The organism is Pseudomonas sp. 43mfcvi1.1 (assembly GCF_900115935.1).
GTDB lineage: Bacteria > Pseudomonadota > Gammaproteobacteria > Pseudomonadales > Pseudomonadaceae > Aquipseudomonas > Aquipseudomonas bijieensis.
Map to the genome: position 1 here is coordinate 27955 of NZ_UETT01000008.1, position 16966 is coordinate 44920.

General features: G+C 57.8%; 21 protein-coding genes. 19 read left to right on the plus strand and 2 right to left on the minus strand.

The genetic code is table 11. The features are described 5' to 3' along the window. Positions 1–121 precede the first annotated feature (121 nt). From DTP52_RS16405 to DTP52_RS16435, 7 genes are all read left to right on the plus strand, one after another. Positions 122–952 carry a GPO family capsid scaffolding protein gene (locus DTP52_RS16405; RefSeq protein ID WP_109754311.1) on the plus strand — a complete coding sequence of 277 codons (831 nt, stop codon included), beginning with the start codon at positions 122–124 and terminating at the stop codon, positions 950–952. Positions 953–971: 19 nt separating this feature from the next. Beyond that, the gene (locus tag DTP52_RS16410; RefSeq protein ID WP_109754312.1) at positions 972–1979 is read left to right on the plus strand and encodes a phage major capsid protein, P2 family; all 1008 of its coding nucleotides are present in this window, start codon (positions 972–974) and stop codon (positions 1977–1979) included. A gap of 11 nt (positions 1980–1990) precedes the next feature. Beyond that, positions 1991–2689: a terminase endonuclease subunit gene (locus DTP52_RS16415; protein WP_109754313.1), complete on the plus strand. Its 699-nt coding sequence runs from the start codon at positions 1991–1993 to the stop codon at positions 2687–2689. Between the two features lie 104 nt (positions 2690–2793). Next, positions 2794–3255, plus strand: a complete 462-nt coding sequence (locus tag DTP52_RS16420; RefSeq protein ID WP_109754314.1) for a head completion/stabilization protein — start codon at positions 2794–2796, stop codon at positions 3253–3255. Next, the gene (locus tag DTP52_RS16425; RefSeq protein WP_109754315.1) at positions 3255–3467 is read left to right on the plus strand and encodes a tail protein X; all 213 of its coding nucleotides are present in this window, start codon (positions 3255–3257) and stop codon (positions 3465–3467) included. The genes DTP52_RS16420 and DTP52_RS16425 overlap by 1 nt, the downstream gene beginning before the upstream one ends. 24 nt (positions 3468–3491) lie before the next feature. Then, a complete protein-coding gene (locus DTP52_RS16430; protein ID WP_109754316.1) occupies positions 3492–3968 on the plus strand; it encodes a phage tail protein in 477 nt (158 codons plus the stop codon). Then, entirely contained in the window at positions 3965–4423 is a 459-nt protein-coding gene (locus DTP52_RS16435; protein WP_109754523.1) for a phage virion morphogenesis protein, read from the plus strand. The genes DTP52_RS16430 and DTP52_RS16435 overlap by 4 nt, the downstream gene beginning before the upstream one ends. Positions 4424–4449: 26 nt before the next feature. Here the strand turns inward: DTP52_RS16435 and DTP52_RS16440 are convergent, their stop codons facing one another. After that, entirely contained in the window at positions 4450–5898 is a 1449-nt protein-coding gene (locus DTP52_RS16440; protein ID WP_146206861.1) for a hypothetical protein, read from the minus strand. Positions 5899–6438: 540 nt separating this feature from the next. Further along, complete coding sequence (locus DTP52_RS16445; RefSeq protein WP_109754318.1) at positions 6439–7137, minus strand: hypothetical protein; 699 nt, start codon at positions 7135–7137, stop codon at positions 6439–6441. Between the two features lie 144 nt (positions 7138–7281). Here DTP52_RS16445 and DTP52_RS16450 point away from each other — a divergent pair, with 144 nt between their 5' ends. From DTP52_RS16450 to DTP52_RS16505, 12 genes are all read left to right on the plus strand, one after another. Then, positions 7282–7854: a phage baseplate assembly protein V gene (locus DTP52_RS16450; protein WP_109754319.1), complete on the plus strand. Its 573-nt coding sequence runs from the start codon at positions 7282–7284 to the stop codon at positions 7852–7854. Then, positions 7851–8195 (plus strand): GPW/gp25 family protein, encoded by a 345-nt coding sequence (locus tag DTP52_RS16455; RefSeq protein WP_109754320.1) that lies wholly within the window; start codon positions 7851–7853, stop codon positions 8193–8195. The genes DTP52_RS16450 and DTP52_RS16455 overlap by 4 nt, the downstream gene beginning before the upstream one ends. Then, a complete protein-coding gene (locus DTP52_RS16460; RefSeq protein WP_109754321.1) occupies positions 8192–9103 on the plus strand; it encodes a baseplate J/gp47 family protein in 912 nt (303 codons plus the stop codon). The genes DTP52_RS16455 and DTP52_RS16460 overlap by 4 nt, the downstream gene beginning before the upstream one ends. After that, positions 9100–9720 (plus strand): phage tail protein I, encoded by a 621-nt coding sequence (locus DTP52_RS16465; RefSeq protein WP_109754322.1) that lies wholly within the window; start codon positions 9100–9102, stop codon positions 9718–9720. The genes DTP52_RS16460 and DTP52_RS16465 overlap by 4 nt, the downstream gene beginning before the upstream one ends. Continuing rightward, positions 9717–10916, plus strand: a complete 1200-nt coding sequence (locus DTP52_RS16470) for a phage tail protein (protein WP_109754323.1) — start codon at positions 9717–9719, stop codon at positions 10914–10916. Before DTP52_RS16465 ends, DTP52_RS16470 begins: the two co-directional genes overlap by 4 nt. Positions 10917–10918: 2 nt before the next feature. Then, positions 10919–11335 carry a tail fiber assembly protein gene (locus DTP52_RS16475; RefSeq protein WP_109754324.1) on the plus strand — a complete coding sequence of 139 codons (417 nt, stop codon included), beginning with the start codon at positions 10919–10921 and terminating at the stop codon, positions 11333–11335. A gap of 422 nt (positions 11336–11757) precedes the next feature. Beyond that, complete coding sequence (locus DTP52_RS16480) at positions 11758–12117, plus strand: DUF6124 family protein (RefSeq protein ID WP_109754325.1); 360 nt, start codon at positions 11758–11760, stop codon at positions 12115–12117. A gap of 129 nt (positions 12118–12246) precedes the next feature. Further along, a complete protein-coding gene (locus tag DTP52_RS16485; RefSeq protein ID WP_109754326.1) occupies positions 12247–13416 on the plus strand; it encodes a phage tail sheath protein in 1170 nt (389 codons plus the stop codon). 18 nt (positions 13417–13434) lie between these two features. Beyond that, on the plus strand, positions 13435–13950 hold the full coding sequence (locus tag DTP52_RS16490) for a phage major tail tube protein (protein WP_109754327.1): 516 nt from the start codon (positions 13435–13437) through the stop codon (positions 13948–13950). A gap of 25 nt (positions 13951–13975) precedes the next feature. Next, the gene (locus DTP52_RS16495; protein WP_109754328.1) at positions 13976–14305 is read left to right on the plus strand and encodes a phage tail assembly protein; all 330 of its coding nucleotides are present in this window, start codon (positions 13976–13978) and stop codon (positions 14303–14305) included. An 8-nt stretch (positions 14306–14313) separates the two neighbouring features. After that, positions 14314–14433, plus strand: coding sequence for a GpE family phage tail protein (locus DTP52_RS16500; RefSeq protein ID WP_100263901.1), 120 nt, complete (start codon positions 14314–14316; stop codon positions 14431–14433). Beyond that, positions 14423–16966 (plus strand): phage tail tape measure protein, encoded by a 2544-nt coding sequence (locus DTP52_RS16505; RefSeq protein WP_109754329.1) that lies wholly within the window; start codon positions 14423–14425, stop codon positions 16964–16966. The genes DTP52_RS16500 and DTP52_RS16505 overlap by 11 nt, the downstream gene beginning before the upstream one ends.

Genomic DNA, 16966 nt, shown 5'->3' on the forward strand with positions numbered 1-16966 from the left:
CACGGCGACGACTCAATAGCGCCGCCCCTTGTGCCCTCCCCGCCTACAGTCCCGCCTCGTTGCCGCCGCTCGCGCCCATGCCGACCATGCCCCTCATTGCAACGCACTGAGAATTCCCGGCATGAAGAAGTACCGCAGCAACTGGTTCCGCGTCGCCATCGAAGGCGCCACGTCGGACAAGCGCACCATCAAACGCAGTTGGCTGGAACAAGCCGCCAAGAACTTCAACCCGTCCACCTACGGCGCCCGTATCTGGCTGGAGCATTTCCGCAGCCTGCTGCCCGATAGCCCGTTCAAAGCTTACGGCGACGTACTGGCGGTTAAAGCCGAAGAGGTGGACGTCAACGGTCAAAAGAAATTGGCGCTGTTCGCGAAGATCGAACCTACCAGCGACCTGATTGCCATGAACAAGGCCAAGCAGAAGATCTACACCTCCATCGAGATCGACGAGAGCTTTGCCGACACGGGCGAGGCCTACATCGTCGGCCTAGCCGTGACCGACTCCCCCGCCAGCCTGGGCACCGACGTCCTGGCGTTCTCAGCACAGAAGCCCGAATCCAGCCCGTTCCAGGACCGTCACTATTCCGCGACCTCCATGTTCACCGAGGCAGTCGAGACCGAGCTGAAATTTGAGGAATTCGAAGAGAAGCCAAGCATCAGCGCTCAGCTCTTCAACAAGGTTCAAATCCTCTTGACCGGCAAACAGGCCAAGGATGACAGCGAGTTCGCCCAGATCGGTGAAGCAGTCCAAGCCATCGCTGAACACGTCAAGGATTTGCCCGATCAACTGGCCGCCGAGAGGCAATTCTCGAAGGGGCTGCAAACCCGACTCGATCAAGTCAGCACCGAACTGACCGAGCTAAAAACCCAGCTCTCCACCACCCAGGATCCCAACCAGAAAACGCGCCCGCAGGTATCCGGCGGCGGTAACCAGGTCATGACCGACTGCTGACTCATCAAGGACGATCAACATGCGTAACGACACCCGAGTACTGTTCAACGCCTACCTGCAGCAATTGGCGCAGTTGCATGGAGTGGCTGACGTCACCACCAAATTCACCGCAGACCCGAGCGTTGCTCAGACGCTGGAAACCCGTATCCAGGAGTCCAGCGCCTTTCTCAGCGCCATCAACATTTACGGCGTATCGGAACAGTCGGGGGAGAAGATCGGGATCAGCATCGACGGCACCATTGCCAGCACCACCGACACCACCGTCAAAGACCGCGAACCCCGCGATCCAAGCAGTCTGGATGACCATGGGTACACCTGCACCCAAACCAACTTCGACACCGGCATTCGCTACCAGAAGCTGGACCAGTGGGCCAAATTCAAAGACTTCCAAGCGCGCATTCGCGACGCCATCATCAAGGCCCAGGCCCTCAACCGGATCATGATCGGTTGGAACGGCATCAGCCGCGCCGCGACATCCAACCCAACCATCAACAAGCTGCTGCAAGACGTGAACATCGGCTGGCTGCAAAAGATGCGCGTGGAAAACCCCGCCCGGGTCATGACCGAGGTGAAAGACGGCAGCGGCAAAATCGAAATCGGCGCCAACAAAGACTTCGCAAACATCGACGCCTTGGTCGTCAGCATGGTCAACGAGTTCATCGAACCCTGGTACCAAGAAGACACCGAACTGGTGGTGATTTGTGGTCGCCAACTGCTGGCCGACAAATACTTCCCCATCATCAACACCGTACAGGCACCGACTGAAATGTTGGCCGCCGACATCGTCACCAGTCAAAAGCGCCTCGGCAACCTGCCGGCCGTGCGCGTGCCGCACTTCCCGGCCAGCGGCCTGATGGTCACCCGCCTCGACAACCTGTCGCTGTACTGGCAGGAGGGCACCCGCCGCCGCACCGTCATAGACAACGCCAAGCGCGACCGCATCGAAAACTTCGAGTCGGTGAACGAAAGCTATGTCATCGAAGACCTGGGCTGCGCGGCCCTGGCCGAAAACATCACCCTGAACTGAGGCGGCCCACCATGACCAACCCCTGCCGCCGCCACTTTGAACGCATCACCGCCGCTGTCGAAGCGGCGGCCACAGACCCCACCCAAACCATGGCCGGCGCCACGGCTTACGAGCACCAGTTAAATCAGCTCTTGCAGGACCGCTTGCGCCTGAAACAGGTCCAGTCCAACCAGGGCAAGGCAGAACTCAAACGCCTGCTACTGCCAAGCTACGAATCCTATGTGCAAGGCGTGCTGGAGGGCGGCAAAGGCGCTCAGGACGAAGTGATGACCACCGTCATGGTCTGGCGCTTCGATGCCGGCGACTTCACTGGTGGCCTCGACATCGCGACCTACGTGCTGAAGTACAGGATGGTCATGCCCGATCGCTTCGCCCGCACGTTGGGTTGCCTGGTCGCCGAGGAAGTTGCCACGGCAGCCTTCAAGGCCCAGAAGATCGGCGAACCGTTCGACCTGGCAACCCTGCATCGCACCGCCGAACTCACCGACGCCGAAGACATGCCCGACCAGGCTCGCGCCAAGCTGTTTCTCGCCATGGGCCGCGCCACGCTGGAAGGCATCACCGAAGAGGCCCCAGGCCAACCCGGCCAGCTTCAAGCCGGTGTGGATCTGCTGAAAAAAGCCATCGCCCTGCACGACGCCTGTGGTGGCAAGAAAGATCTGGAGCGGGCCGAACGCCTGCTCAACAAACGCGCCGGCCCTGCCGGCTAACCAAGCGTCCCCACGCACCCCGCCGGCTCGGGGCGGATCGGCCAGGCCGCTCCACCTGAACGTGAAGCCCCGACCACCGGCGACCTATTTCTGAGTGCTGTTCTATGAGCGGATTTATAGCCGGCGGAACCGTCGCTAGCGGCCTTATCAATACCGATGTCTTCTGGCCCCCAATCGACCTGGATCAGTTGCGCGCCACACTGCGGATCGACGCGAGCGTCACCGCGCCACGCTTGGAAACCGCCGCGGTTGCCGCCGCCATCAGCGTCAACCGCGAGCTGAGCGCATGGCGCGCCACCCAACAAGCGGCCGGCCATACGAAACTTGCCGACATGCCCGGCGAGCGCATCAACGGCGTACTGGTCCTGGTACATCTCTATCGCCGCGCCATTGAGGCCGCTACCGGCGCTGAAGTTTGCGAACGCTACCGCTCCTATGACTCCACAAACAGCGGCCACCAGAACGCAGAAGAACTCACCCCAAACATCGACGATTACCGCCGCGACTTGCGTTGGGCGGTGCGTGACTTTCTCGGCGTCAATCGCACCACCGTAGAGTTGATCTGATGAAGGTCACCGTCCGCGCCCACCAAAACGACACCGTCGATTCCCTTTGCTGGCGCCACTACGGCCGCACAGCTGGCGTGACCGAGGCGGTACTCGAAGCTAACCCCGGCCTGGCTGACCACGGGCCGATTCTGCCCCAAGGCCTGGCCGTGCAGATGCCCGAAGCCCAGATGGCCGCACCACAGCGGCGGATGGTGAATCTATGGGATTGATACCCTCTACAAGACCCGGATCTGATGAACAAACCTGAAAGCCTGCGCACTCACCTGCTCACCACCATCGGCGAACTCAAGCACAACCCCGACCGACTGCTGATCTTCATCGACAACGGCAAGATTCGATGTACTGCCGCCGCCAGTTTGTCCTTCGAGTACAGCTTTGATCTGCAGGTGATCCTCACGGACTTCGCGGGCCATCCCGACAGTGTGATGTTGCCGGTGCTGGGGTGGTTGAAAGTGAATCAAGCCGATCTGCTTGAGAACTTGAACAAGTCCGCAGAGGGTATTCAGTTCGAAGCCGACATTCTGGACAATAGCAAGGTGAACCTCAGCCTGACCCTGTCGCTGACGGAACGCGTAATTGTGGGGAAGGACGCCGATGGTAAGACAACTATCCGCCACCCCGGTGAACCTCAACGCACTGCCGCGTTTCTCGACCCAGCATGGATACCCGGCGCTCACGACTCCAGCAGCGAATGGGTCGTACCAAAGTGACGAATCGACTGGAAGCACTGGAAGACTGGGCCGGAGGTCTACTGGGTCAGCTTGAGCCCACAGCACGCAACAAACTCGCCCGCAACATCGGCCAAACTCTACGACGTAGCCAACAACAGAGGATCATCGCCCAACGCAACCCGGACGGGAGCAAGTACGCACCACGCAAGCAACGCAACCTGCGAAGGAAGCAAGGGCGGGTCAAGAGAAAGGTTCAAATGTTCCAGAAGATGCGCACCGCGACTTTTCTAAAAGCGAAAGTTAATGGTCCTGCAATCAGTGTTGGGTTCACTGGGCGCCTTGCCCGCATTGCTCGGGTGCATCAGTACGGATTGAGGGATCGAGCTGAACGTAATGCCTCGATGGTCCGTTATCAACAACGTGAGATTCTGGGGCTCACAGAAGTCGAAATTGAGCTGATTAGAGACGCTCTTTTAGCGAACGTCCCTACTTGAGATATAAATCACAAAATATAATAGCGCTACCTTTTCAGTATATCCTCTGCCAGGTCAATACAACGATTCCCCCTAGGCCTCCATAACGACCAGTCGACTTTACTCCATTTTACGGTATGAGTAGGATCAGCAGCAGTAGGAGCAGGAATATCAGCACGATCAGGAAGGCAAAACTCTGTCCCTAGCTTTTCAATTCCAACATCCGCTATAGCTCCAGCCTTCGGGACAACGTGCATGCATTCGTTTGCCGCAGTTGAAGATGCATCTATTCTATTTCTGGCTTGTATTATTGTCGCTCTGTTATGGTAAATAATTGAGTATCCCTGCAACCTCTTCTGCTCTTCCTCTATCGCCTTAGAGCGAACTTCACGAGCCCAGAACCTATACTCATACTCTTCCCTACTAGGTTCAGAGAGACTACCTTGATTTGCTGCTGCCAAAGCAGAGGCAATCGCGTACCCCAAAGAAAGCTCCTGTTGCTTCAAGAGATCAAGAACCCCTGCCCCGCCGATTGCTGTCAACTGCTCAGGACTTAATCTGAGTTTTGCAGCCAAGGCAACACTCATGTCAACCTGTTCGCTATAAGCGACATATTTTGCCGCCCGAGTAAACAAAACAATATATGGATCTCCAAACATTGTTTCAATATCATTCGAATCCTTATTATCTTCGTACTGCTTCTTCTCCACCTGAACTCGTGTAACAAAGTCTTTTCCGAGACGAATTGAAGTATCGCGAATACCCGCTAAAATCACATAACCTGTTTGTTTTGAGGACGTTTTACTATCAGCGGAAATGATAGATCCAACCCCTACCCCCCCTTCAGTTTGCGTGGCTCCCGACCATCGAGCAACAACAATATTTTTCTTTCCACCAAGTTTCCTAAGCTCCGCCAAAGACGTTTTAACTTTGTCTTGCGCTGCCAATTTGGCCATGAAAGCATCTGACTGTGCAGCCGTCAGCCCTGCCTCATCCACCGATTTGGCCCCTATACTTTTGGCTATTGATGAAAGTTGAAGATCAGCTCCTGCCTCTTGAGCGGTTTTTCCTTTGACCTTGGACAACCCAATAGAGGCCAAAGTCAACTTAACGTCCGCCACGCTGACTTCAACTGCCTGCTCCGCAAGCCCATCTAGTGCAGCTTTAATGCCGACCACATCGCTATAAACCGCGTCTGTATTAAATTTTGTCACAACCATTTTTGAGCACTGAGCAGAGATAGGGAGAGCTAGTAAGTCGGGAAGCTCTCCTCCAGGGGAGGTAACAGTTTGACCCGCAGATATTGGCAATGAAAGGCCAGTAATATTTACGGATGTTCTGTTCTCGTGACCCTGAGCATCCCCCCGCGACTCATAATCCGCTCCTAAATCCTCAAATGACAATTGAATTGGGTGTTCCTTTGCAGACCAAAATGAGCACCCATTCAATATAGTAGCAACAATCACGAAACCAGCAGACACGGCTATAAATCTCATAAGCGCCCCTAAACCATCTCAACAATCATTATTTAAAAGACAATAACAAAACTAGAGATATGTCTCGAACTTACTGCTTTATACATCCACTTCGTAAAACGCACCAACATTCAACCCGCTCTTACCTCATGAGCAAAACATTGAATCTACGATCACGCATTTAGTTTTGAATACTTCCCTAAAAATGAGCATAGCCATCATTTTGCCGCTAGCAAATAATTTTTATGAGGCCAAAAAACTGGTCAATAATCATAGTGTTGGCTTGTACGCTCGCCTCTATTGGCTAAAACAGCCCGTCATGATTTCAGCGTGAATTGACCATGCCCTAGAGTGTAGGGCAGCAGGAGGTCATCGCCTGACGCACCGAACAGGAGCATCCCCAGCGCAGGAGACAAGGATGCCTGAAGTAAAAGTACGGTCCCTTCAAAAGCTTCGCACGGCGAGCTTTGACAACCCAAAGCAACGAGAATATCGTTAACATCGGACTCAGGAAATCTAGAGATTAATCGCTTAGGACCAGCCCCGCAATAAAAACACTTCCTATTTACCATTTCGTACAAACAGATGCTCTGGCTGTATTTTATCGAGATAAACCTGATGCAAGCTTTCCAAGTAACACTCACCCACACCAGTGAGCACAAAAGACGTCTTAATATACTGAACCGTCTCGCTACTCAGCATACTTTTATTTCGCGAAGCAAGTGATATTTCTCTTTTGGACATTCGCAACACCAATAGAATATCTCCCAAGCCATCCTGAAGCAGATAATCATTATGATAGCCGTGCATAAAATGAAAAATATCCACAAGCATCATAGCGTTAGTAATTCTTATTTGGTCATGAAACTGCGCAAGGGTAATTTCCTTCTTTACCAGACGACGAAAGACCCCACCTAGAATCTTCGCCTTCTGCTCCGAGTCCACCTTCTCGACAAACTCTATAAGCTCAACTACAAGTTCATCTTTTTTACCCTCTCTTTCGAGCATCAACGAAAACTCTTTCATTTCTGCATCTGAGTACGTTCCGGCAGACTCGCAGAACTCCTTGACCTTCTGCTTGAACCTTGCCCCCTTAAACCTACGATAAGCTTTTGACATGCCAAAAACGGTGGACACAATAGGAACTTCTTTAAGCATGTCACTTTCTACAAAAGCATCAATTAATGCCTCAGCATAATCAGCAACAGGTACATCGCTTACTATATCTTTGGCTAGCGCTTTAGATTCTCGTTTTTTCATACCATCTACCTAAGGAATACAGTTTAGATGATGGAGTATAGGTGTTATCTCTGGCTCTGCTCGTTAGATAAGTGCGACTGTGCGCCTCTCTCTTACAATGAGTCGATGCTGCAGCAGTTCACCTGAAGCGCCACCATCAGCGCCATGAACGACCTCCCCACCCTCACCCGCCTAATCGAAAACCTCATCCGCTACGGCACCATCGCCGCCGTCCAGATGAAGCCCCCACGCGTGCGAGTCAAAACCGGAACCCTCACCACCACCTGGCTACCCTGGATCGCCCTACGAGCCGGCGCCGACCGGGAGTGGAATCCTCCGACAGAAAACGAACAGGCCCTGCTCTTCAGCCCCTCCGGCCAACTCGCCAATGGCGTCGTCCTGACCGGCCTGTTCAGCGACCACCTACCAGCCAACGGCGACCGCGAAGGCCTGCATCGCGTCACCTACCGCGACGGCACGGTGATCGAGTACGACAGCGTCGCTCACCACCTCAACGCCACGCTCACCGATGGCGGTACCACAAACCTCATCAGCAACGGCGGCATCAACATCGTCGGCAACATCACGCACCAGGGTGACTACACCCAGACCGGCAACCAGAACGTCACCGGTAAGGTCACCGTCTCGGTAGACGTGGTGGCAGCCGGCATCAGTCTGGTGAACCACCCGCACGGCGGCGTCATGCCTGGCAGCGGCAAGACGGGGAAACCTGAATGAACCGACACACCGGCACCGCCATCACCCCCGCGGAAAGCATCGCCCAATCCATGAGCGACATCCTCAGCACCCGCATCGGTACCCGAGTCATGCGCCGCGAATACGGCAGCCTGTTACCCGAGCTGGTGGACCATCCGTTCAACGACATCACCCGCTTGCAGGTGTACGCGGCCACCGTCATGGCGCTGATGCGCTGGGAGCCTCGTATCAGCCTAAGCCGCGTGCAGTTCCAGGGCGCCACCCTGCAAGGTCAATCCTCGTTGGACATTGAAGGCAGCATCGTCGATAGCAACAAGCCGCTGAACCTGAGCGTGCCTCTGAACTTGGGGGGTAGCGCATGAACTCATTCGTCGCGATTGACTTGGGCCAGCTCCCCGCGCCCGAGGTGGTTGAGCAGGTCGATTACGAACAGATCCTCGCCGAGCGCAAGGCCTACGCCATCAGCCTCTGGCCGGCCCAGGAACAAGCCGAGATCGCCGCACGGCTTGAGCTGGAATCCGAGCCCCTGACCAAACTGCTCCAAGAGAACGCCTACCGCGAAACGGTGTGGCGTCAGCGCGTCAATGAGGCATCGGTCGCCAACATGCTGGCCCTCGCCAAGGGTAGCGACCTGGAGAACCTGGCCGGCAACTTCAACGTCAAGCGCCTGATCATCCAGCCCGCCAAACCCTCGGCCGTGCCGCCGGTCCCGCTGCTGATGGAAAGCGACGACAGCCTGCGGGAGCGGGCTCAAATGGCGTGGGAAGGCCTCAGCACTGCCGGCCCGCGTAACAGCTACATCTTTCATGCGCGCTCTGCTGACGGCCAGGTTGCCGACGCTACTGCCGAGAGTCCGGCCCCGGCCGAGGCGGTGGTTACGGTGCAATCGATCCTGGGTGACGGCACCGCCTCGCCCGCGCTGCTGGCAAAGGTCAATGCCTACCTTAGCGACGACGACCGCCGCCCTGTCGCAGATCGGCTCACTGTGCAAAGCGCCCGGGTCATCAACTACCAGGTCAAAGCCAAGCTGTTTCTTTCAACGTCCGGCCCCGAGAGCGAATTGATTCTCGCGGCAGCCAATACGCAGTTGCTCGCATTCGTGCACCAACGTCGTCGCCTGGGATTGGAGGTTTCGGAATCGATTATCCACGCCTCGCTGCATGTCGAGGGCGTGCGCAAGGTCGTGCTGAAGGACTGGGCGAACATCGTTGCCACGAAGTACCAGGCCCCGTACTGCACGGCTATCGACTTGGCGTTGGGGGTTGAATGATCGCAGACGCGCCCCTGCTCCCCAGCAATTCGACGCCGTTGGAGCGCCAAGCGGCGCAGGCAATGGCCCAGACCCAATGTGTGCCGATTCCATTGCGCACGCTGTACAACCCCGACCTATGCCCGTTGTCCCTGCTGCCTTATCTGGCCTGGACCTTCTCGGTGGATCGCTGGGACAGCAAGTGGCCCGAAGCGGCCAAGCGCGCCGCCATCCGTAGCGCGTACTACATCCACTCGCGCAAAGGCACCATCGGGTCACTGCGCCGGGTTGTTGAACCGCTCGGCTACCGGATCGAAATCATCGAGTGGTGGCAGACCGTTCCGGTCGGTCCTCGTGCCACCTTCAGGCTCAAGGTCGGCGTGCTCGACACCGGTATCACCGAGGAGATGTATCAGGAACTGACTTGGCTTATCGACGATGCCAAGCCCCTGACACGCTATCTCACCGGACTCGCCATCAGCCTGGAAACCACCGGCCTTGTTCATATCGGCGCCTGCATCACCGAGGGCGACGAGATTGATATCTACCCACCTACACAGCGAGACATCGAGGTCACGGGCTACATCCACCAGGGCGGCCGTGAACACCAGATCGACACCATGGACATCTACCCATGACAGACCAAAACAGCCAGTTTTTCGCCATCCTCACCGCCATCGGCAAGGCCAAGCAGGCCAACGCGGACGCTTTGGGCGTTGCGTGGACCTTCGCGCAAATGGGCGTGGGCGACGCCAATGGCACCGACCCAATCCCCAGCGAGCAGCAGACACGCTTGATCAATGAGCGCCGCCGTGCCCCGCTGAATCAGTTGAAGGTTGACCCAACCAACCCCAACATCATCATCGCCGAGCAGGTCATCCCTGAGAACGTCGGTGGCTGGTGGATTCGTGAAGTCAGTCTGTATGACACCGACGGTGACATGGTCGCGGTGGCGAACTGCGCGCCAAGCTTCAAGCCGTTGCTGACTCAAGGATCGAGCCGCACACAGGTGGTGCGGATGAACCTCATCGTCAGCAACACCGCCAACGTCGAGCTGAAGATCGACCCGTCAGTTGTGCTGGCGACCCGTCAATACGTTGATATGAACTTACAGGACATCACCAACGGCTTCGCTCGCTTGCTGTCGCCGACCTTTACTGGCAAGCCCAAGGCCCCGACGCCCGCCCAGCACGACAACACAAAAGCCTTGGCTACCACTGAGTTTGTCCAACGCGGCATGGGCAACTATCGAGGGTTCATCAACGCCACCGGCTCATTGACCCTGACCGCTGCCAGTATCGGGGCGGTCGTGATCTGCATTGGAACATTCACAGTGACGCTCCCCCCGGCCGGTGATAGCCGTAGCGGCTCAACTGTCCACGTTCGAAATACTGGAAGTGGCACCATCACTGTCGCTTGTGCTGAGGCCAATACGATTAATACCGGCGCGGGTCAGGTCACGAGCATGGTTCTTGAGCCCGGAACGAATCTTGAATTGATCGGCAACGGCGCTTCGAGTTGGTGGGCCTCTGGGTCTGCCCAGCTTGGATACTCCGATATTTTCAGTGGACAGTACTCGCCCGCTGGTTTCCAAAAAGGGCCGAACCGTTTTATCGAGCAATGGATGCAAGTCACCTTGTCGGCCTCTGGTACCAGCACAATCACCTACCCACAAACGCTATCGGCGGTTTATGGGATTCACCCCGTGGTGATTTTCGGTGGCGCCTACTATGGCGTGTCGGTTGACGGTACTCCCGGGTTGTCCTCGTGCGGACTGAGAGCGAGCACAGCAGTACCGCTGCACGTATTTGTCCGAATCATTGGGAAGCGTTAACCATGCCTTACTACATCGCTGATATTCGTGGATTCGATCATTCTGAAATTCCGCCAGCTGGATCGGTGTTCATTTCCGATGAGGACTTTCAAGATTTGTTCAGGGACGTGGCGAGTCGCCCTGGCGCCTCGATAGTCCCTAACCGACAAGGCTATCCGGTGTTGCAGGATGCGCCTGAGCCGACCCCGGCAGAGCTGGCCGCTGCGGCTTTGGTTCGTCGTGACGAACGGCTGGCCCGGGCAGCATTGCGGATAGCGCCGCTACAGGATGCGGTCGATACTGATCAAGCCTCTGAAGCAGAGGTACAGCTATTGAGGTTGTGGAAGAACTACCGGGTTGATCTCAATCGGATCGATCAGCAGGACGGTTTCCCTACTTCGGTTGCCTGGCCCATTGCGCCCGCGTCCAGCGAAAGCTGACGTTGGCCTGCCTGGGTAGACTCGATAAACACGGGTGCAATACCTTGTTCTTTCTAACGGCAGGCACTGAACCTACAGCCACATACTCAGTTACACCGGATGCTGACCTAAAGGCTACATCGCCTTGCGCCTTTGCCTACAACTAAGCCAGAATCCGCCCGCTTGTGCGCCTTGAGGCCGGGCTCTATCGTTTCCTGGTCGCTGAAAAGAATCAGCGATCGGGTTTAGCGACCCGAACCATAGGCACATAAGCAACCATGCTTCATTGCGGGGTCTAACCGCAATTACGTTATGGCGGCTGTATGTAGGAGACCTTCGGGTCTGCCGGGTGCCTATGTCCGGTTCGCTAACCTGCGTGCAGTCGCCACCATTCTGTTTAGCGACAGGTCGTGACGACTCCCATTTCTCATAGGAGCGTTACCATGTTCAAGGTCACACCCAATCCTCCGGAATCAGATCCCACCTCTGCCTACTCGAGCCTAGACCCAGAAAAATTCCACGAAGCTACTGAGCGGGCGCTTGATTATTATTTGAAGCCGGAACAGGCCAAACCCAAGAAAGAACCGGCAGCGGATCAACTCTTCACTGTTATCGAAACCATCGACACTGAAAGCCTGCTCGCCAACCTCAGCGAAAACCTGGCCTCCGCCAATGCCATGATCAGCGACCTGGCCTTCGACCTTGAAGGTTCTCGCCGGCATGTTGCAATGGGTATCCAGCAAGTCATCGAGGTAAGTGAGCTGCTGGCGAATCGTGCGCTGGATATCATCGATCCGCGTTAGCAACGGGCCGTGACTGAAAGGGCCAACCGGCGCTTGTAGCCCCCCTGCCTACAAGTCCGTCGGCTCGCCCAATCGGTGCAAACGCGGCAGCCTGTGCAGTGTCAATTCAAAACACTGCACAGGCACCCCATGACCGATTATCTCCATGGCGTGCGGGTCATCGAACTCAACGACGGCACCCGCCCCATTCGCTCCATTCCTACCGCTGTAATCGGCATGGTCTGCACAGCCGATGACGCCGACGCTACCGTTTTCCCCTTCGACACGCCGGTCCTGCTAACCAGCATTCAAACCGCCATCGGCAAAGCCGGTACCACGGGCACCCTGGCGTCCAGCCTCAAGGCCATTGCTGACCAGACCAAGCCGTACACCATCATCGTGCGCGTGAAGGAAGGCGCCACTGAGGAAGACACCGCCAGCGCCCTGATCGGCACCACCACCGCCGAAGGTCGATACACCGGCATGAAAGCCCTGCTCGCCGCCAAAGCCCGCGTCGGCATGGTGCCGCGCATCCTGGGTGTGCCAGGCCTCGACAGCCTGCCGGTGGCTACCGCCCTGGTGTCCATCGCTCAGCAGGTACGCGGCTTTGCCTACGTCAGCGCCTGGGGCTGCAAAACCAAGGAAGAGGTGGTCGCTTACCGGGCCAATTTCGGCGCCCGTGAAGCGATGGTCATCTGGCCCGAGTTCCAGAACTGGAGCACCGTCACCAACGCCACGGTGACCGCCTCAGCGGTGGCCCGCGCCTTGGGTTTGCGCGCCAAAATCGATCAGGAAATGGGTTGGCACAAGACCCTGTCCAACGTTCCGGTCAACGGCGTCACCGGCATCAGCGCCGACGTGTTCTGGGACCTGCAGAACCCCGCCACCGACGCCAACCACCTCAACAGCCACGAGGTCACCACGCTCATCAACGAGGGCGGCTTTCGCTTCTGGGGCAGCCGCACCACCAGCAACGACCCACTGTTCGCTTTTGAGCATTACACCCGTACCGCCCACATCCTCGCTGACACCATGGCCGAAGCTCATATGTGGGCGGTGGACAAACCGCTGCACGCGTCCCTGGTGCGGGACCTCATCGAAGGGGTCAACGCCAAGTTTCGCGAAATGATCGGGGCGGGCTATTTGATCGGCGGCAAGTGCTGGTACCCGGACAACGTTAACGACAAAGACACGCTCAAGGCCGGCAAGCTGTTCCTGGACTACGACTACACACCCGTGCCACCGCTGGAAGACCTCACGCTGCGCCAGCGCATCACCGACCGCTACCTGGTCGACTTCGCCAGCAAGATCAATAGCTGACGCAACGGAGAACCCAACATGGCCATGCCCCGCAAACTCAAAAACCTCAACCTGTTCAACGACGCCAACAGCTACCTGGGCGTGGTCAAGTCCGTCACCCTGCCCCCGCTCGGCCGCAAGATGGAAGGCTATCGCGGCGGCGGCATGAACGGCCCGGTCAAGGCCGATCTCGGCATCTCCGACGACGGTATCCAGTTCGTCTGGAAGACCGGAGGGCTGGACCTGATCGTTCTCAGGCAGTTCGGCGCGGTCAATGCCTCGGGCATCGCGTTGCGTTTTTCCGGCGCCTTTCAGCAGGACGACACAGACGCCATCAGCGCGGTCGAGGTGGTGATGCGTGGTCGTCACGAGTCCATTGAGATGGGGGAAGCGCAGCCCGGGGAAGACACCGAGCACAGCATCACCACCACCTGCACCTATTACAAATTGATCGTCGACAACGAAGACATCATCGAAATCGACCTGCTCAATTTCATCGAAATCGTGGATGGCGTGGACCTGCTGGACAAGCAGCGCAAAGCCATCGGCATCTGACCCATTCCACCCTCTGGAGCCCGCTATGAACACTCAAGACAACCTCGACGCCCTGCCGCCCCAGGACGACAACACCGTACACCTGGATACCCCGATCATCCGGGGCAAGACCGTCATCGACAGCATCACCCTGCGAAAACCACAGTCCGGCGAGCTGCGTGGTGTGCACCTGGTGGACCTGCTGAATATGGACGTCGCCACCTTGTTCAAGATCCTGCCGCGCATCAGCCAGCCCAGTATCACTGCACCGGAAGCCGCCAACTTGGACCCGGCCGACTTGTTCACCTGTGGCGCCAAGATCGCCGGTTTTTTATTGCAGAAAGCGGCGAAGCCCGATGCCTGCCTCGTTGCGTAGAAGACGCCATGGCCGACCTTGCCGTGGTTTTTCACTGGGCGCCGGCTGACATGGACACGCTGGGGCTGCAAGAGCTAATGGAGTGGCGCGAGCGCGCCCGTGTGCGGAGTTCTACCGATGGCGAATGACTTGAAACTGCGCGTGCTGCTCGACGCCATCGACAAAGCCAGCGGCCCGCTGAAGGCCATCGACAAAAGCAGCATCGCCACCGCTCGTGCCTTGAAAGAAACCCGCGACCGCCTCAAGGCCCTCAACGCGCAACAGCACGATGTCAGTGCCTGGCGTGCTCAGCGCTCGGCCGCACTGCGCACCGAACAGGCGCTTAACGCAGCGCGGGAAAAAGTCAAAACACTCAGCCAACAATTCGCTGCCACCGGGGCGCCAACCCGGGCCATGACCCAGCGTTTTCAGCATGCTGTCAGGGCCGCTAAGGCACTCAAACAACAGCACCAAAAACAAGGCGAACAACTCCAGGCGCTGCGCAACCGACTGTCCGCCGCCGGCATCAGCACCCAACACCTGGCCCGCGATGAACGCCATCTACGGCAACAGATCAGCACCACCACTGCCAGTCTCAGCGCCCAGCACAAACAACTGGCAGCGTTGACGGAACAACGCCGACGCCTCAACGCTGCGCGGGCCTCGATGGACGGCTCTCGACGCACCGCTGGCGAGCTGACCACCAAGGGGGCTGTCGCGACGGCGGGCGGTGGTTCGGTTTTGTATGCAGGGGCGCGGTTGCTGTCGCCAGGCATCGACTTCGACGCCAGCATGAGCCAAGTGCAGGCCATCACCCGACTCGACGAACAGGCCTACGCGCTCAAAGCCTTGCGCGCCCAGGCCCGCAAGTTGGGCGGCGCAACCCAATTCACGGCAGGCCAGGCCGCCAATGCACAGGGTTATCTTGGCATGGCAGGTTTTGAGCCCCACGCCATCCAGACCGCGATGCCGGGCATGCTCGATCTCGCAGCGGCCGGCGGCACTGAGCTGGCGCAAACCGCCGACATTGCTTCGAACATCCTTTCCGGGCTGGGACTGACCGCCGATGAAATGGATCGTTTGGGCGACGTCTTGGTGGGCACATTCACCCGCTCCAATACCACGCTGCAAATGCTGGGCGACACCATGAAATACGCCGCCCCCATGGCGAAAACCTACGGCGTGGAACTGGAAGTGGCCGCGGCGATGGCCGGCAAACTCGGCGATGCGGGTTTGCAAGGCAGCATGGGCGGCACGGCACTCAGCTCGATCATGAACCGCTTGGCCGCACCGCCCAAAGGTGCGCGAAAGGCTCTGGAGCAATTGAACATCGCCACGGCCGACGCCGTTGGCAATCTGCGCCCGCTGCCGGACTTGCTGAAGGAGATCCACGGCAAAACCCGCGCCCTGGGTACTGCCGAGAAAGGCGGCCTTTTCAAAGCCATCGCCGGTGAAGAGGCCGTAAAGGGTATGGCCCAACTGGTCGAACAAGCCGGCACCGGGCAGTTGCAAGCACTCATCGCCAGCCTGCGCCAAAGCCGGGGCGAAGCCGCTCGTACGGCAAAGGTCATGGCGGACAATCTCAAGGGTGACTTGATTACCCTCAGCAGTGCCTGGCAGGACCTGGGCATCGAACTACAAGACCAACAGAACGGCCCATTGAGGGAATTGGTTCAATCCGTGACGGCGCTTGTTCGAAGCATCAAAAGCTGGACCCGGGAGAATCCGAAGCTGGCGTCTGGGCTGGTGAAAACCGTGGCCGTCATGGCCGCGCTGGCTGTCGCTGTCGGCGGTTTGATGTTGGCTTTGGCAAGTGTGCTGCTACCGTTCGCGGCGTTGCGTTTTTTCCTGGTGCTGCTGGGCTTTCGCTTGCCAGGGCTGATTGGTCTGCTGACGACGCTGGGCCGTACTGTGCTGCCCTTCCTAGCCAAAGGTTTGTGGGTGATCGGGCGCGCTTTGATGCTCAATCCCATTGGATTGACCATCACTGCCATCGCCGGCGCGGCGTACGTGCTGTATCAGCACTGGGACGCCGTGACAGCCTATTTGCGTGATGCTTGGGACGAGATCCGAAGCGGCTTTGATGATGGGCTGGACGGCATCTTGAAAGTGCTCGCAGACTTCAGTCCGGTTGGGCTGATCTACCAAGCTTTCGCCGCGGTGATGAAGTACCTGGGCGTCGATTTGCCCAATCGCTTTACCGCCTTTGGCGGACTGATGATCGATGGCCTGGTTAAAGGGTTGACCGCCGGTATCGGCAAGCTCAAGGAGGTGGTCGATCGGCTTGGCACCCGAACGATTGATGCCTTTAAGGAAACCCTCGGCATCCACAGCCCCTCGCGAGTGTTTTCCGAGCTGGGCGGCTTCACCATGGATGGGCTCGTCCAGGGCTTAACACGGCGCGCCGACGACCCCGTGCGCGCCATGACGGTTTTAAGCCAACGGCTCATCGAGGCCGGTGGACGGTTGGCGTCCGTTGACTCGATGACGATTGATCGTCGCGCCCCGATCAGCCCGCGGCCCGCCCAGCACATCGACAGTCACGACACCTATGCCATTCACATCCACACCACGCCGGGTATGGACGCCAACGCGGTGGCCTGGGCTGTGCGTGCCGAGCTGACACGGCATCAACACGAGCAAGCCGCTCGACGCCGCAGCCGCCTTGCGGACCTGGAGTAA

Coding starts and splice junctions, on each gene's coding strand:
- DTP52_RS16405 (WP_109754311.1), top strand. CDS start 122: ATGAAGAAGTACCGCAGCAACTGGTTCCGCGTCGCCATCGAAGGCGCC.
- DTP52_RS16410 (WP_109754312.1), top strand. CDS start 972: ATGCGTAACGACACCCGAGTACTGTTCAACGCCTACCTGCAGCAATTG.
- DTP52_RS16415 (WP_109754313.1), top strand. CDS start 1,991: ATGACCAACCCCTGCCGCCGCCACTTTGAACGCATCACCGCCGCTGTC.
- DTP52_RS16420 (WP_109754314.1), top strand. CDS start 2,794: ATGAGCGGATTTATAGCCGGCGGAACCGTCGCTAGCGGCCTTATCAAT.
- DTP52_RS16425 (WP_109754315.1), top strand. CDS start 3,255: ATGAAGGTCACCGTCCGCGCCCACCAAAACGACACCGTCGATTCCCTT.
- DTP52_RS16430 (WP_109754316.1), top strand. CDS start 3,492: ATGAACAAACCTGAAAGCCTGCGCACTCACCTGCTCACCACCATCGGC.
- DTP52_RS16440 (WP_146206861.1), bottom strand. CDS start 5,898: ATGAGATTTATAGCCGTGTCTGCTGGTTTCGTGATTGTTGCTACTATA.
- DTP52_RS16445 (WP_109754318.1), bottom strand. CDS start 7,137: ATGAAAAAACGAGAATCTAAAGCGCTAGCCAAAGATATAGTAAGCGAT.
- DTP52_RS16450 (WP_109754319.1), top strand. CDS start 7,282: ATGAACGACCTCCCCACCCTCACCCGCCTAATCGAAAACCTCATCCGC.
- DTP52_RS16455 (WP_109754320.1), top strand. CDS start 7,851: ATGAACCGACACACCGGCACCGCCATCACCCCCGCGGAAAGCATCGCC.
- DTP52_RS16460 (WP_109754321.1), top strand. CDS start 8,192: ATGAACTCATTCGTCGCGATTGACTTGGGCCAGCTCCCCGCGCCCGAG.
- DTP52_RS16465 (WP_109754322.1), top strand. CDS start 9,100: ATGATCGCAGACGCGCCCCTGCTCCCCAGCAATTCGACGCCGTTGGAG.
- DTP52_RS16470 (WP_109754323.1), top strand. CDS start 9,717: ATGACAGACCAAAACAGCCAGTTTTTCGCCATCCTCACCGCCATCGGC.
- DTP52_RS16475 (WP_109754324.1), top strand. CDS start 10,919: ATGCCTTACTACATCGCTGATATTCGTGGATTCGATCATTCTGAAATT.
- DTP52_RS16480 (WP_109754325.1), top strand. CDS start 11,758: ATGTTCAAGGTCACACCCAATCCTCCGGAATCAGATCCCACCTCTGCC.
- DTP52_RS16485 (WP_109754326.1), top strand. CDS start 12,247: ATGACCGATTATCTCCATGGCGTGCGGGTCATCGAACTCAACGACGGC.
- DTP52_RS16490 (WP_109754327.1), top strand. CDS start 13,435: ATGGCCATGCCCCGCAAACTCAAAAACCTCAACCTGTTCAACGACGCC.
- DTP52_RS16495 (WP_109754328.1), top strand. CDS start 13,976: ATGAACACTCAAGACAACCTCGACGCCCTGCCGCCCCAGGACGACAAC.
- DTP52_RS16500 (WP_100263901.1), top strand. CDS start 14,314: ATGGCCGACCTTGCCGTGGTTTTTCACTGGGCGCCGGCTGACATGGAC.
- DTP52_RS16505 (WP_109754329.1), top strand. CDS start 14,423: ATGGCGAATGACTTGAAACTGCGCGTGCTGCTCGACGCCATCGACAAA.